This window comes from Collinsella sp. wc0529 (assembly GCF_046116875.1).
Lineage (GTDB): Bacteria > Actinomycetota > Coriobacteriia > Coriobacteriales > Coriobacteriaceae > Collinsella.
This window is the reverse complement of record NZ_JBJXBO010000001.1, coordinates 184,565-197,824: the sequence shown is the minus strand read 5'-3', so window position 1 is coordinate 197,824 and position 13,260 is coordinate 184,565. Positions and strand designations below refer to the sequence as shown.

General features: G+C 60.5%; 16 protein-coding genes and 2 tRNA genes. All 18 read left to right on the top strand.

The genetic code is table 11. The annotated features are described in order from the left end of the window. Positions 1–42: 42 nt before the first annotated feature. The 18 genes from ACKUTP_RS00845 to ACKUTP_RS00760 all read left to right on the top strand — a co-directional run bounded on the left by ACKUTP_RS00845 (position 43) and on the right by ACKUTP_RS00760 (position 13,043). Positions 43–891: a type II secretion system F family protein gene (locus ACKUTP_RS00845; protein WP_232049603.1), complete on the top strand. Its 849-nt coding sequence runs from the start codon at positions 43–45 to the stop codon at positions 889–891. After that, positions 888–1,529 carry a type II secretion system F family protein gene (locus ACKUTP_RS00840; protein WP_409063319.1) on the top strand — a complete coding sequence of 214 codons (642 nt, stop codon included), beginning with the start codon at positions 888–890 and terminating at the stop codon, positions 1,527–1,529. The genes ACKUTP_RS00845 and ACKUTP_RS00840 overlap by 4 nt, the downstream gene beginning before the upstream one ends. A gap of 10 nt (positions 1,530–1,539) precedes the next feature. After that, entirely contained in the window at positions 1,540–1,773 is a 234-nt protein-coding gene (locus ACKUTP_RS00835) for a hypothetical protein (protein ID WP_006235091.1), read from the top strand. After that, positions 1,737–2,300, top strand: coding sequence for a hypothetical protein (locus ACKUTP_RS00830; protein ID WP_409063318.1), 564 nt, complete (start codon positions 1,737–1,739; stop codon positions 2,298–2,300). The genes ACKUTP_RS00835 and ACKUTP_RS00830 overlap by 37 nt, the downstream gene beginning before the upstream one ends. Before the next feature lies 1 nt (position 2,301). After that, positions 2,302–2,520, top strand: coding sequence for a hypothetical protein (locus ACKUTP_RS00825; protein ID WP_368142207.1), 219 nt, complete (start codon positions 2,302–2,304; stop codon positions 2,518–2,520). Further along, a complete protein-coding gene (locus ACKUTP_RS00820; RefSeq protein WP_195521636.1) occupies positions 2,456–2,992 on the top strand; it encodes a TadE/TadG family type IV pilus assembly protein in 537 nt (178 codons plus the stop codon). Before ACKUTP_RS00825 ends, ACKUTP_RS00820 begins: the two co-directional genes overlap by 65 nt. Then, on the top strand, positions 2,964–5,117 hold the full coding sequence (locus ACKUTP_RS00815) for a hypothetical protein (RefSeq protein WP_409063317.1): 2,154 nt from the start codon (positions 2,964–2,966) through the stop codon (positions 5,115–5,117). Before ACKUTP_RS00820 ends, ACKUTP_RS00815 begins: the two co-directional genes overlap by 29 nt. After that, positions 5,117–5,593, top strand: coding sequence for a TadE/TadG family type IV pilus assembly protein (locus ACKUTP_RS00810; RefSeq protein ID WP_195919506.1), 477 nt, complete (start codon positions 5,117–5,119; stop codon positions 5,591–5,593). The genes ACKUTP_RS00815 and ACKUTP_RS00810 overlap by 1 nt, the downstream gene beginning before the upstream one ends. Then, complete coding sequence (locus tag ACKUTP_RS00805; protein WP_195503932.1) at positions 5,569–5,949, top strand: DUF192 domain-containing protein; 381 nt, start codon at positions 5,569–5,571, stop codon at positions 5,947–5,949. Before ACKUTP_RS00810 ends, ACKUTP_RS00805 begins: the two co-directional genes overlap by 25 nt. Before the next feature lie 324 nt (positions 5,950–6,273). Further along, positions 6,274–6,558, top strand: a complete 285-nt coding sequence (locus ACKUTP_RS00800) for a hypothetical protein (RefSeq protein ID WP_409063316.1) — start codon at positions 6,274–6,276, stop codon at positions 6,556–6,558. Between the two features lie 123 nt (positions 6,559–6,681). Then, positions 6,682–6,754, top strand: a tRNA-Phe gene (locus ACKUTP_RS00795). 662 nt (positions 6,755–7,416) lie between these two features. Next, entirely contained in the window at positions 7,417–8,055 is a 639-nt protein-coding gene (locus ACKUTP_RS00790; protein ID WP_409063315.1) for a glycoside hydrolase family 5 protein, read from the top strand. Next, a complete protein-coding gene (locus ACKUTP_RS00785; RefSeq protein ID WP_409063314.1) occupies positions 8,042–8,479 on the top strand; it encodes a hypothetical protein in 438 nt (145 codons plus the stop codon). The genes ACKUTP_RS00790 and ACKUTP_RS00785 overlap by 14 nt, the downstream gene beginning before the upstream one ends. A gap of 6 nt (positions 8,480–8,485) precedes the next feature. Continuing rightward, positions 8,486–9,364 carry a 16S rRNA (cytidine(1402)-2'-O)-methyltransferase gene (rsmI, locus tag ACKUTP_RS00780; RefSeq protein ID WP_409063313.1) on the top strand — a complete coding sequence of 293 codons (879 nt, stop codon included), beginning with the start codon at positions 8,486–8,488 and terminating at the stop codon, positions 9,362–9,364. 69 nt (positions 9,365–9,433) lie between these two features. After that, positions 9,434–11,035: a methionine--tRNA ligase gene (gene metG / locus ACKUTP_RS00775; protein WP_409063312.1), complete on the top strand. Its 1,602-nt coding sequence runs from the start codon at positions 9,434–9,436 to the stop codon at positions 11,033–11,035. Positions 11,036–11,145: 110 nt separating this feature from the next. After that, positions 11,146–12,006 (top strand): 16S rRNA (adenine(1518)-N(6)/adenine(1519)-N(6))-dimethyltransferase RsmA, encoded by an 861-nt coding sequence (rsmA, locus tag ACKUTP_RS00770; protein ID WP_409063311.1) that lies wholly within the window; start codon positions 11,146–11,148, stop codon positions 12,004–12,006. Then, the gene (locus ACKUTP_RS00765; protein ID WP_409063310.1) at positions 11,996–12,913 is read left to right on the top strand and encodes a TatD family hydrolase; all 918 of its coding nucleotides are present in this window, start codon (positions 11,996–11,998) and stop codon (positions 12,911–12,913) included. Before rsmA ends, ACKUTP_RS00765 begins: the two co-directional genes overlap by 11 nt. Positions 12,914–12,956: 43 nt before the next feature. After that, a tRNA-Leu gene (locus tag ACKUTP_RS00760) sits at positions 12,957–13,043 on the top strand. Positions 13,044–13,260 lie beyond the last annotated feature (217 nt).

Here is a 13,260-nt window from a genome sequence, read left to right as displayed (position 1 = left end):
GCAGGGTTTTCTGTTGCGACGGCGTGCGGGGCGGAACCTCGTGTGCCGCAGGTACCGCCGGCGGAGCTGGCGCGTCAGGCGCTCGAGACGGTGGCAGAGAAGCTGCCGCGTGAGCTGGTGGAAAACGATCCGCTGAAAAAGATCGCCCGTTCGTGGGCATCGCTGGCTCCGGCGCGTCGCCTTGGCCTCGCGATCGAGGATGCTTCGGGGCGTTTGGCGTTTCTGCTGCTATCGAGCGGTGTCTGCTGCGTTTTGCTAACGATGGTGTCGTTATCGCCCCTCGGATTTGCCTTGGGACTTGTTGCTCCGTTTGCCGTTGGCGCCGCTCGGGATGGCTTTGAGAGCCGGCGCGAGCAACACGATGCAGAAGAGGCCATGCCCGAGGCGTTTACCGCACTTTCCATGTCGCTTGCCTCGGGACATTCGCTGGCCCAGGGCATGCGCTTTGTGGGCGCTCATGCGCAAGAACCGGTGCATACCGAGTTTTTGCGGGTGGCGGCGGCAATCGATTGCGGCATCTCGGCGACCGACGCGCTCGATGACTTGCTCGTGCGCATCGACGCCCCCGGTCTTTCGCTTGTGACCTTGGCGCTTAAGGTGTCACAGCGCACCGGCGCTCCGCTTGCCGACTTACTGTCCGAGGCGTCGAGCATGGTGGGGGAGCGCATTGAGCTCAAGCGCCGCCTAGATGTTAAGACGTCGCAGGCCCGCATGTCTGCGCATATGGTCGCGGCGATGCCGACGGGCATGTGCGCGGTGTTGGCGCTGCTTTCGGCAGATTTTCGTCGCGGTCTTGCGACGCCTGCCGGCGCGGGCGCTGTGGTGCTGGGTCTTGCCCTCAACGCCGTTGCCCTGGTGGTTATCCGGCGCATTATGCGGGTGGAGCTATGAGCGCCCCGGTTGCAGTTGCGGCTTGCCTGTGCGCTCTGAGTGTATTTGTCGCGACGGGTTTGGATCGGGCGGATGCACGCAAGATCGCAGAGGCCTGCAAGCGCGAGGCGGTGCTGGTCGCTGCCGCGGGTCGCTCGGTGGTCGATGCTCTGACCGCGCGAATGAAGGGCGCGGTTGGAGCGGGCGGCCCGGCGCGAGTGTCGCTCGGCGAAGTGTCCGAGATGATCGATGTTGCGCGCTTGGGTCTTTCGGCCGGTCTTTCGTTTGATGCGGCGCTTGAGATTTTCTGCGCCAACCGCCGGTCAGTGCTGGCTCTTCGACTTGAGCGGGCCTGCATGGCGTGGCAGGTGGGCGTGGGCACGCGTGAGGACGAGTTGTTGGCCGCCGCGCGCGACCTGGACGTGCGAGCGCTCGAGACCTTTGCCATCACGGTGGGACAGGCGCTCGCCCTGGGTGCCCCACTTGCCGAGACACTGGCCGCTCAAAGTCGCGAGATCCGTGCGGCTCATCGCGCCGCGGTCGAGCGCGAGATCGAGCGTGCGCCCGTCAAGCTGCTGATTCCCACCGGCACACTCATCTTGCCGGCGTTGCTTCTGTCCATATTGGGCCCGCTGTTGGGAGCAGGCGGGATGATGTAGGGAGGAATACATGAACACGATGACTGACGTTGCTGGCAAGGTCTGGAGCTGGGCTGTTTGCCAGTCAATTCGCGCTCGCCAGCATGCCGGGGAGCTACTGCAGGAGGAGAGTGCGCAGGGCACCACCGAATACGCCATCTTGGTCGGCGTGCTCGTGGTGATCGCCATCATTGCCATTGTCGCATTTAAGGGCAAGGTCCAAGATCTATGGAACGCTATCAGCGAGGGCATCAACAGCCTGTAGAGGGCGAGCGCCCCATCCGGGTGCTGCTGGTGTTTGCTTGCCTGACCGTGGCGATAGCGGCGGTGCTTTGGGGGCTTAACGCCGCGCGGCAGCAGCGTCCTGGGGCCGCCTTCGATTCGGACTCAGATTCGGCGGTGGCGTCTCAAAAAGATGAGATGCGAGATGCGGACGATTCGGATGTCGCTGTCACGGCGCAAACCTTTCTGCGGACGCTCGACAAGCGGTCTGGCACTGCGACGGATTCACCTGAGGACAACGCGATTGCGGTCCGGCTTGCATGGTCCGAGGACCGACCGATGACCGAGGCAGCGGCGGATATGTTACGCGCCTACCGCGAGGTGCCAACGGCCCAGCTCGCCCTGAGCGGCTATCTCGATATTAAGGGCAACGTATGGGGCGCCATCGTGCGCGATGGGCGCGGCTGGGTCGATATGGTGACGGTTGCCGCGGATGCTGGCGATGCTTCGTGTCGTCTGCGCGCCGTGCGTCTGGTCCCGCAAACAATAAGCTCAAAGGAGGGATCGTGAAATGCATGGCATTCTGCGTGAGGAATCTGCCCAAGCGACGGTCGAATACGCCATCGTCACGGTGGCGCTGTTATCGATCGTGCTGGCGATTGTGGGACTTTGGCGTGCTGGCACCGATGGACGCTTGGCGGCGCTGGTTGAGCGGGCGGCATCCCATGGCGTTGCCTCGACGTCGGTTATCGACGCCGCTACGGGCGCTAAGGACATCGCGTTGTATTGATATCGCGCGCGAGGACCGGGCGCAGTCTACGGTCGAGGCCGCTTTTTTGCTGCCGACGTTTCTGACGCTCATCCTTCTCGCACTGCAACCGGTGTGCCTGCTTTATACGCGCGCGGTCATGGAGTCTGCCGCCGCCGAGACCGCGCGGCTCATGACCACGACGACGGCGGAGGACGACGATCTTAAGGAGTTCACCCTCCGCCGGCTTGCCGCAGTGCCCAACGTTTCGATCTTTCATGCCGGCGGGCCGTTGTCGTGGGATGTCGAGCTTAGCCGGGCCGATGCGGGCGGCGTCTCGTCCGTGTCCGTTTCCGGCGAGGTCAAGCCGTTGCCTGTGATCGGTGCGTTTGCGCAGGTTATGGGTGGTACCGCCGAGGGCGGCTACGTTGAGCTCAAGGTCGATGTCTCGTATCAATCACGTCCCGAATGGCTGGAGGGAGATTATGATTCGTGGATTGCTGCATGGGATTAAGCGTTTCTGGTCTAGACGCGTTTTGACGCGCCGTCCGAGCTGCCATCGCAAGCGAGGCGGCTTTATGGGCCGCGCCGGTATCGACCTGTTTATCGAAGACGGTGCCTACACCACGCTTTCTTCTGCCGTGGTCATCCTAGTGGTGCTCACGTTGTTGTTTTCGTCGACCGCGGCGATATGGAGCATGTCGCGCGCGGGGGACACCCAGGTGGCGGCCGATAGCGGCGCGCTGGCGGGTGCCAACGTAGTGTCGTCCTATCACACGGCTGCCACGGTGGTTGATGCGAGCATCTTGAGTCTGGGGCTAGCGGGGTTTGCCACGATCGGGACGGGCCTGGTCGCCATCCTCATCCCGGGTGCCGAACCAGTTGCCGGCAATATGGTCGACACCGGGATTGAGATCATTAAAACGCGCAACAAGTTTGCCAAAAGCGCATCGGAAGGCTTGCGGAAAATCGAGACGGCTCTGCCGTATCTGATTGCCGCGCGTGCCACGCAGGCGGTGTCGGCGCAGGATACCGATAGTGTGACCTATACCGGTACGGCGCTTGCCGTGCCCAGGACATCCGAATCGGACTTCGCTGCGCTCAAAGGGTCAGAGATCTCGACCGATACCATTAAAGACACATCAGATGATTTAGAGCGTGCGGCCGAGGAGCTGCGGAAGGCTTCTGAGGACACGGCGAAGGCTAAAGAGCGCGCTTGGCTGGCGGATTGTGGTGGGTCTGACAAGGGCTCGGTTAGCAGCTGTTCTTGCATGTGGGAGCGTGCGAAAAGCCTGACGGATCTCTCTGGTGCTCAAAATCCGCATTACGCTTCGAGCGTTACGTGGGAACCGCAAGTGGCGCTCGATCGCGCGAAGGCCTACTATCGCCAGCGCCTGGCAAATGAGAAACCGCTTGGCGAGGGTCCGGAAAAACAGGCAGATTCTGCTGCACGAAAGGTGTTCTTCGCTTATGCGAGCGAAGAAGTCGAGCGGGCATATATAACTGAAAAGGACGGCAAAGTTTCCGCCCACATCCCTTTCCTTCCGCGAAATCCAGATGAGGCGCGGGCGACTGAACTCTATACCGATGCGTGTTGGCCCACGAGTGAAGTAGATAAAGTTACCTATTTGCATTATGGGACTGACTGTCCAAATTACAAAAAAGGAAAGCCAGGTGGGCTGGCATCCGTCGCAGATTTTGACGGTCACGAAACGTGTAGCGAATGCCATTTCGGTGTGTCGTCTTTAGGGTACGTTGCGATTGCAACGACTTCTGTCGAAAGGGGCTTCGAGTACCACTTCGATAAGTTCAAAGAGGCCCTGGAAGACTACGTCGAATGCCGCAACAAGGAGTTCGAGCTCGAGCGTCAGACCGAGGACGAGGCTGACCGTGCAGGCAATGCGTTTGACCAGGCCATCAAGGAGCTTTCCGGCGAGCGCCCGCGTATCGCCCCACCTGGCCGCAACGGCGTGGTCGCCTTTGCAGTTTCGGGTGACATTACCAGCCCCGATCAACTTAACTCCTCGTTTAACGCGGCAGTCAGGCTTGGCGATCGCGGTGCTATCTCTGCCGCGGTGCTGGCGCCCGATGAGGCGACGGCGCAAAACAACGTGCTTTCGCGATTTTTCTCGACATTGAAGGAACGCTCGGGCGGCGTTGCCGGCGTGCTCGACGGCGTCATGGATGTTTGGGGACGGCTACTCGTGGGATACGGTGATATCCAAGGCTCAGCCGACGAACTTATGGACGAGATGATTAAAGGCCTAGGAGGGGGCAGCGGCGCGTTGGGCTCCATCGCATCGTGGCTCGGCGATACCGTTTCGGCGTCCGTGGCGGCGCTGGGTTTGGAACCGTGCGACTTGTGCCTGCGAAAACCGGTGCTGACCGATTCCGCCAATATCATTAAGAGTCCGGGGTCTGACATTGCGGGTCTCTCTCAAGCGCAAGACAAACTGCGAAGTATTCCGTTGGGCGTGACCGATCCCAAGGCGCTTTGCGAGGCGTTGGAATATCAAGTCGAACGCACCATTAGCGGTACGGTGTTCACACTTGCGGAGATTCCTCTGCCCGGCGGCGGCTCCATCCCGCTCACCGTCGATGTCGCCACGCTGGTTGGCGCTCTGGGCGGTGGGTCGTAATGAGTATCCGCATGCGTCTGCGCGAGGAGCGCGCCCAAGCGACGGTGGAGATGGCAGTGGTTACGCCCGTTTTGCTGGTGCTGGCACTCATCGTGTACAACGTCATGATCTTTGCCAGCGCTGTCGCGCGCTTCGACCGCGTGGTGCCCGACATCGTGCTAGCGCATGCCGTGGCGTCGGAGGGGGAGGGCGACGAAAGCTCTGCCGATGCCTCGGCGACGGTTCAGACTCAAATTCTGAATGCCATGGAAGGCTATGACTTACAGATCGAAGTGTCGAGCGAGCAAGGCGCGAAGGCATCGGATGGTGGCCTGCTCTCCCTATCCGGTACGTTTAGGACCTACACCTGCACCATGCACTATGAGCCGTGGCCGACTTCTCTCAGCATCGCTGGCGTTCCGCTGGGGGCGCCGACAACGTTGTCGCACGAGCGTGCGGTGACGGTCGATCCATGGCGTCCGGGGGTGGTCATGTGACCGCGGTCTCGTCCTACATCGCCTACGCGCGGGCACTCAATAGGCTGGGTTGGACGCCGGCCGAGTTTGTGGTGGCGGAGTCGTTTGTCGTGCGCCTGCGCGGCATGCTGGGACGGCGTCCGGTTGCCGCCAACGGCCTGCCGCTCGTCATGGCGTTTCCACGCTGCTCTTCGGTCCATACGTGTTTTATGGCCTATCCCATCGACATCGCCTTTATCGATCGCGACGGCAATATCCTCGCGCGCTACGAAAACGTCCGCCCTTGGCGCATGTGCTCCTGCCCCGGCGCCTGGGCCGTACTAGAGCGTCCTTCAATCATTGTTTCGACCCCTGCTCTCCAACGCGTGCCGGCTTAAGAATTGGCGACAGTGGACTTTCGTCATACGAAATTGGGTAAGATGGAGGAGAAGATGCATGGATGTTGAGATTCATCCCAACGCTAAAAAGCACCTGACGGAAAAGCAGGTGCTTAGCGCTTGGCTTGCGGTTACTGAGTGCATTCGTCGCGAGTCGAAGGACGAGCCGCCGAGATGGCTTGCGATTGGATGGCTCCCAGACGGACGAAGCGTGGAGCTTGTCGCGGTCGAGCTTGTCCGTGGGTGGCTTATCATTCATGCCTTGTCTCCAGTCCAGAAGAAATTTTGGCAGGAGATTGAACAGGCTCGGCAAAGGGGTCGATGATGGGCAAGACGTATACGGCCGCTAATGGTCAGGTTGTAACGGATGAAATGATTGACGCGTGGTGCGAGTCGTACGAGCGCGGAGAGTTTCCGGATGGCGAACACACCGTTGGTGGGATCGTGCATGGACGGTCCCCGCTCTCAGGTGAGGGGACGGCAACGCTGTCGGTCAAGATTCCTCTGGGAATGAAGGAGGCCATTCGTCGACGGGCGGCTGCCGAGGGGATGACGCCAAGTGAGTTTGCCCGTGCGGCTCTGAGTGAAAAACTTCTTGCTGCCGGCTGATGCCTCTGACGTGCCGATTTATAGAACCGAGGCTGTGCTCAAAAACTTTTTTAAAATTCTCGGTTGACCGGAACGCGTCCTTGGTTATACTAATCAAGCCTTGAAACAAGGCACACCTCAAATGGCTGGGTAGCTCAGTTGGTAGAGCAGAGGACTGAAAATCCTCGTGTCAGGGGTTCGATTCCCTTCCCCGCCACCTTGAATTGACTAGGACCTCTGCAAAGGGGTCCTTTTCTTTTATACAGCCCCCACATGGAATCGAACCCCGTGAGGGCGCGGAGCTGAGTAAACGCGTAAGCGTTTGCCAGCGCAGCTCGCAAGGCGCGTAAGCGCCACAGCGGTCCGTCCGCGCAGCGCGCGGACGCGATTCCCTTCCCCGCCACCTTGAATTGACTAGGACCTCTGCAAAGGGGTCCTTTTCTTTTATCGAGGGCTCTGCGGAAATTGCGTCCCGGAATTTGTCTTCAGAGTGGGATGCGTTTTCCGCTTTGATGTCGCTTGGGAAAGCGCGACCCGGAATCCGGCGTCAGAATGGGACGTGCTTTCCTTTTGCGGCCTTTGGCGGAAACTGCGTCCCAGATCTCGCGCTCAGAACGGGATGCATTTTCCGATTGAGGCCTCGAACGGAAAATGCATCCCAGTCTTTTGCGAAAACGGGATGCGCTTTCCGGCCGCCTACTTCCGGCGCATATGTACATCTCGGCGCGCCATCTCGGGCCCGCCCAGATATTCCTCCCGCTTTTGCGCCACTTTACAGACCGTTCGGTCGTCTGTCCGCACGCGCGGGTATACTCAAAACGATACTTTTCCTATGCAATACGATGCAGGCTCGGCCTGCACGATCCGAAGGGGGCAGTGATGGAGAGGATACTCGGCGTTAATCTCTCTGGCTGGTTTATTCCCGAGCCTTGGGTGACCCCGTCGCTATACGCGGCGACCGGTGCATCCAACGCGGCCGAGCTGCAGGAGGCCATGGGCACCGCCGCCTATAACGAGCGCATGCGCCGTCATTACGAGACGTTTGTGAGCGAGGACGATTTCCGTCGCATGGCGCAGATCGGCCTCAACGCCGTGCGTCTGCCGGTGCCCTGGTATGCCTTTGGCTCGCAGGAGTCCGATGCGTCCTACATCTCGGTTGTCGACTACATCGACCGTGCAATTGAGTGGGCTGCCAAGTACGACATCCGCGTGCTGCTTGATCTGGCAACTGTGCCCGGTGGCCAGGGCGATTCCAACGATTCGCCCGCCACGCCGGAGGCTGTTGCCGAGTGGCATTCGTCCACTAACGGCCGCCATGTCGCACTCGACGTGCTCGAGCGCTTGGCTGATCGCTACGGCGAGGCCGAGAGCCTGCTGGGCATTGAGCTGCTGGATACGCCGCAGATGAGTGTCCGCAAGAGCCTCTTCACCATGACGGATGGCATTCCTGCTCACTACCTGCGCATATTTCTATCGCGATGCCTACGAGCTCGTCCGTTCGTATATGCCCGAGGATAAGATCGTCGTCTTCTCGTCGTCGGGGCATCCCAGCGAGTGGAAGCATTTTATGCGCGGCGCCAAGTACAAGAACGTCTACATGGACCTTCACCTGTACCATTACCGCGACGAGCATGCGCTCGACATCACGAGCCCCCGCGGGCTGACGACGGCGATTTCGCGTAACAAGCGCGAGCTCAAAGAAGCGATTTCGACTGGGTTCCCCGTGCTGGTGGGCGAATGGTCGGGCGCGGCGATCTTTGCCAACTCGTCGGTTACGCCCGAGGGCCGCAATGCCTACGAGCGCGTGTTTATCGCCAACCAACTGGCTTCGTTTGCACCGGCTGCCGGTTGGTTCTTCCAAACGTGGAAGACCGAGAAGCGCATTGCAGCATGGGACGCCCGCGCGGCGCTCGGTACGCTCGAGCGTGGCATGATTGAATAGGTTGATATGACGCAAAACAGCGCCCATACGGGCAAACTCTATGTGGTCGGCACGCCCATCGGCAACCTGGGCGACCTGTCCCCGCGCGTTGGCGAGGCGTTTGCCGCCGCCGATGTCATTTGCTGCGAAGACACGCGTGTGACGTCAAAGCTGCTGATGCATCTGGGCATTTCCAAGCCGCTTGTCCGTTGCGATGAGAATGTGATCGCCAGCCGCGCCGCCGGCCTGGTCGACCGTCTGCTGGCGGGGGAGACCCTCGCCTTTGCCTCGGACGCCGGCATGCCGAGCGTGTCCGATCCCGGCCAGGCGCTGGTCGAGGCGGCACGTGAGGCCGATGTGCCCGTCGAAGTTATTCCCGGGCCCTCTGCTTGCGTCACGGCGCTCGTTTCGTCCGGCATTCCCTGCGAGCATTTTTTCTTCGAGGGCTTTTTGGGCCGAAAGCACGGCGACCGTGTGCGCCGTTTGCAGCGCCTTGCCGTGGTGCCCGGCGCGCTCATCTTCTACGAGTCTCCACATCGCATCGTGGCGACGCTCGAGGCCGTGGTGGAGGTCTTTCCCCAGCGTGAGGTTGCCGTCTGCCGCGAGCTCACCAAGCTGCACGAGGAAGTCTTGCGCGGGCCCGCTGCCCAGCTTGCCGAGGAGCTGCGTGCTCGCGGCGAGGTAAAGGGCGAGATTGCGCTGGTCATCGCGCCGCCGAGCGAGGATGAGGAGGCCGGTGCCGTGCCGGTTGGCGCCGCGGCAGCGGATCCCGACGAGGCCCTGCGCGAGGATATCCGCGCCGCGCTCGAGGAGGGGGAGCCCGCGTCTGCGGTGGCCAAGCGCCTGTCTCAGAAGTATTCGCGCCGCAAGCGCGATGTCTATGCCATGGTGCTCGATATGCAATAGATGGAGGATATCCAGCCCTTGCGCTAGAATCATCCTCTGTATGCAACGTTTTTCTGGAGGACAAACCCCATGGATCAAAGCAAGCCTTCGTTCTTTATCACGACGCCCATCTACTACGTCAACGCCGATCCGCACCTGGGCACGGCTTATTCCACCATCATCGCCGACGTTCAGGCTCGCTATCGCCGCTCCGCCGGCTATAACGTCAAGTTCCTGACCGGCATGGACGAGCACGGCGAGAAGGTCGCCGAGGCCGCAGCCAAGCACAACATGACGCCTCAGGAGTGGACCGACAGCCAGGCTCCGCACTTCAAGGAGCTTTGGAACAAGCTCGAGATCTCCAACGACGACTTCATCCGCACCACCGAGCCGCGCCAGCATCATGCCGTGCAGTACCTCTGGGAGCGCATGAAGGAGTCTGGCTACCTGTATAAGGGCAGCTACGACGGCTGGTACTGCGTGCCCGACGAGACCTACTTCACCGATACGCAGGTCCAGAAGGGCGACGAGGAGTACGGCAGCGTCGGTCAGCATCTGTGCCCCGATTGCCACCGCCCGCTCGAGCGCGTGCAGGAGGAGTCCTACTTCTTTAAGCTTTCCGCCTTTCAGGACAAGCTGCTTAAGCTCTATGACGAGCACCCCGACTTTGTCGAGCCTGCGTTCCGCATGAACGAGGTTCGCAGCTTTGTCGAGGGCGGCCTTAACGACCTTTCCGTGAGCCGTACGAGCTTTGACTGGGGCATCCAGGTTCCGTTTGACGAGGGCCACGTGACCTATGTGTGGTTCGACGCGCTGCTCAACTATATGACGGCTGTCGGCTACGGTGTCGATACCGACGAGGCCCGTGCCGAGCTGGCCTATCGCTGGCCCGCGCAATTCCACATCGTGGGCAAGGACATCATCCGCTTCCACTGCGTCATTTGGCCGGCCATGCTCATGGCCATTGGCGAGGCCCTGCCCGAGCACGTCTTTGCCCATGGCTTCCTGACCGTGCGCAATGCCGAGACTGGCAAGGCCGAGAAGATGTCCAAGAGCCGCGGCAACGCCATCGCTCCGCAGGACGTTATCGACATGCTGGGCGTCGAGGGCTATCGCTACTACTTTATGACCGACGTCGTTCCCGGTACCGACGGCGCCATCAGCTTCGATCGCATGGAGCAGGTCTACAACGCCGACCTGGCCAACAGCTGGGGCAACCTCATCTCGCGTTCGCTCAACATGAGCGGCAAGTACTTTGACGGTTGTGCGCCCGCCAAGCCCGCATCGTTCGATGCGTTCGACAACCCGCTGGCAAAGATCGCCGATGGTCTGGTCGAGCGCTACATGGCCAAGATGGACGTGCTCGATTACGGTGGAGCCAAGGACGAGGTCATGGAGCTCATCCACGCTGCCAACCACTACATCGAGGACTCCGAGCCTTGGGCACTTGCCAAGGACGAGGCCAAGGCTGACGAGCTGGCGTTTGTGATCTACAACCTGCTCGAGGCCATCCGCATTGCCGCTCACCTGCTGATGCCGCTCATGCCCCAGACTTCTGCCGAGGCTCTGCGCCGCCTGTCCTGCGAGGACGAGGCCGCGAGCGACGACCTCAAGGGCATTTGCGCTTGGGGCCTGCTTGCTGGTGGTCAGCCCGTCGAGAAGGGCGATCCGCTGTTCCCGCGTCTGGCGTAGAGACCGCGCGAGCGCCATATCGGCAATTTGCTGTTTAGCTGTAAGGGCATGGCCACCACGGTCCATGCCCTTTTGTTTCAAGACGCCGCCATCATGCTAAGGAGGCAACCATGACGACTTCGCCTTTGGCAAACCCCACGGCCACCAGGGAGCTGCTAGAGGAGTTTGGCCTTGCGACCAAGCATCGCCTGGGCCAGAACTTTCTAATCGACAATCATGTGATCGAGCGTATCTGCGAGCTTGCCGAGCTTGCAGGTGACGAGCGCGTACTCGAGGTGGGTCCGGGTTGCGGTACGTTGACACTTGCGTTGCTGCAGGAAGCGGCGTGCGTCACGTCGATCGAGGCCGACCCCGAGCTCGAGCCGGTGCTCGATGCCCATGCCGCCGACTATGCCAACTTCCGCTTTATCATGGGCGACGCGCTCAAGGTGGGTCCGGAGCAGATTGAGCAGGCTGCAGGCGGTGAGCCGACGGTGTTTGTCGCGAACCTGCCCTATAACGTGGCGGCGACGATCATTTTGCAATTTTTCCAGACGATGCCGGCGCTCAAGCGTGCCGTCGTCATGGTGCAAAAGGAGGTTGCCGATCGCATTGCCGCAGTGTCGGGCAACAAGACCTATGGCGGCTATACGGCAAAGCTCGGCCTGTATGCGCAGGTGACGGGCCGCTTTGAGGTGCCGCCGCGCTGCTTTATGCCGGCGCCGCACGTGGACTCGGCCGTCGTGCGTATCGACCGTGTTGACGGTGTGGTGCCCGAAGGACTCGATCGCGAATTTGTGGCCCGCGTGATTGATGCTGCATTTGCCCAGCGTCGCAAGACCATCCGCAATTCCATGAGCGCCAACGGCTTTGCCAAAGACGTGCTCGATGCCGCCTTTGAGGCTTGCGGTATCGCACCCACCACGCGCGCCGAGACGCTTGATGTTGCCGACTTTGTTCGCCTGGCCCAGGAGCTAATCCATGATGCCTAATGCCGCACGCGTGACGTTTACCAAGAAAAAGAAGACGGTCGCCTGCCCCGTGCCCTTGGCACCGCTTGCCGACACGCATGCGCATCTGCTTTCGTTTTGGGGCAAAGAAGTGCCCGAGACGCTCGTGCGCGCCAAAGCCGCGGGTGTCGACCTGTTGGTGACGATGTTCGACCCCATCGCCGACAAGCGCAGCGTGACGGACTATAGTGACTGGCTCGTGCGCGAAATTCTGCCGATGCAGGATATCCCGCAGATCAAGTATCTTGCCGGTGTGCATCCGTATGGCGCGCCGGACTATACCGACGACGTTCACGCACAGGTCGTTGCCGCACTCGATGACCCCTTATGCGCCGGTATTGGCGAAATCGGCCTGGACTACCACATGGACTATGACGACGATATCGCGCCAGCACCCCATAACGTGCAGATTGATTGCATGGCGCGTCAGCTCGAGCTTGCCGTGTGTCGTAACGTGCCGGTGGAGCTGCATCTGCGTCACGAGGACACGGACCAGGAGCGAACCTCGCACGTGGACGCCTATAACGTGCTTCGTGAGGTGGGCGTGCCCCAGGCCGGTTGTGTGCTGCACTGCTTTGGCGAGGACCGCGCCACGATGGAGCGCTTTGTGGAGCTGGGCTGCTATATCGCCTATGGTGGTGCGGCCACCTTTAAGCGCAACGACGACGTGCGCGAGGCATTTGCGGCAACCCCACTCGATCGAATTTTGTTTGAGACGGATTGCCCGTATATGGCTCCGGAGCCCATCCGCGGTCTTGAATGCGAGCCCGCAATGATCTCCATTACGGCAAACGCGCTGGTTAACGACCGTGTCGATCGCACTGGTGAGGACGCCGAAACAATCGCGCAAGCCGCTTGGGAAAATGCCTGCAAACTTTTTCAAAAATAGTTCTTGCGTTCGCGATGGCGCTCCGTTATTCTAATTCCTGCACGCGGGCGTGGCGGAATTGGCAGACGCGTACGGTTCAGGTCCGTATGGGGGCAACCCCATGAAGGTTCAAGTCCTTTCGCCCGCACCATTGATTGAAAGAGCTCCCAGCAATGGGAGCTTTTTTGTTATGGGCCGTTTTGGCAGATTTGACATATCGATTTCGCGCGGTAGATGTCCCTGTGGTCAAAAAGTGGCAAATATGAGTACTGACATGAAAATAGAGACATTTCATGAAGCCATTTTTGCTCATTTTGCGCAACAGATGTACGCTAATTTGGCTCAACCTTGAGACAAAATGAAGTAAT

What these genes read in the sequence shown, in the direction of transcription:
- ACKUTP_RS00835 (WP_006235091.1), top strand. Translation starts at nt 1,540, where the DNA reads ATGAACACGATGACTGACGTTGCTGGCAAGGTCTGGAGCTGGGCTGTT.
- rsmA (WP_409063311.1), top strand. Translation starts at nt 11,146, where the DNA reads ATGACGACTTCGCCTTTGGCAAACCCCACGGCCACCAGGGAGCTGCTA.
- ACKUTP_RS00800 (WP_409063316.1), top strand. Translation starts at nt 6,274, where the DNA reads ATGGGCAAGACGTATACGGCCGCTAATGGTCAGGTTGTAACGGATGAA.
- ACKUTP_RS00840 (WP_409063319.1), top strand. Translation starts at nt 888, where the DNA reads ATGAGCGCCCCGGTTGCAGTTGCGGCTTGCCTGTGCGCTCTGAGTGTA.
- ACKUTP_RS00830 (WP_409063318.1), top strand. Translation starts at nt 1,737, where the DNA reads ATGGAACGCTATCAGCGAGGGCATCAACAGCCTGTAGAGGGCGAGCGC.
- ACKUTP_RS00785 (WP_409063314.1), top strand. Translation starts at nt 8,042, where the DNA reads ATGCCCGAGGATAAGATCGTCGTCTTCTCGTCGTCGGGGCATCCCAGC.
- rsmI (WP_409063313.1), top strand. Translation starts at nt 8,486, where the DNA reads ATGACGCAAAACAGCGCCCATACGGGCAAACTCTATGTGGTCGGCACG.
- ACKUTP_RS00805 (WP_195503932.1), top strand. Translation starts at nt 5,569, where the DNA reads ATGGCGTCCGGGGGTGGTCATGTGACCGCGGTCTCGTCCTACATCGCC.
- metG (WP_409063312.1), top strand. Translation starts at nt 9,434, where the DNA reads ATGGATCAAAGCAAGCCTTCGTTCTTTATCACGACGCCCATCTACTAC.
- ACKUTP_RS00810 (WP_195919506.1), top strand. Translation starts at nt 5,117, where the DNA reads ATGAGTATCCGCATGCGTCTGCGCGAGGAGCGCGCCCAAGCGACGGTG.
- ACKUTP_RS00765 (WP_409063310.1), top strand. Translation starts at nt 11,996, where the DNA reads ATGATGCCTAATGCCGCACGCGTGACGTTTACCAAGAAAAAGAAGACG.
- ACKUTP_RS00790 (WP_409063315.1), top strand. Translation starts at nt 7,417, where the DNA reads ATGGAGAGGATACTCGGCGTTAATCTCTCTGGCTGGTTTATTCCCGAG.
- ACKUTP_RS00825 (WP_368142207.1), top strand. Translation starts at nt 2,302, where the DNA reads ATGCATGGCATTCTGCGTGAGGAATCTGCCCAAGCGACGGTCGAATAC.
- ACKUTP_RS00820 (WP_195521636.1), top strand. Translation starts at nt 2,456, where the DNA reads ATGGCGTTGCCTCGACGTCGGTTATCGACGCCGCTACGGGCGCTAAGG.
- ACKUTP_RS00815 (WP_409063317.1), top strand. Translation starts at nt 2,964, where the DNA reads ATGATTCGTGGATTGCTGCATGGGATTAAGCGTTTCTGGTCTAGACGC.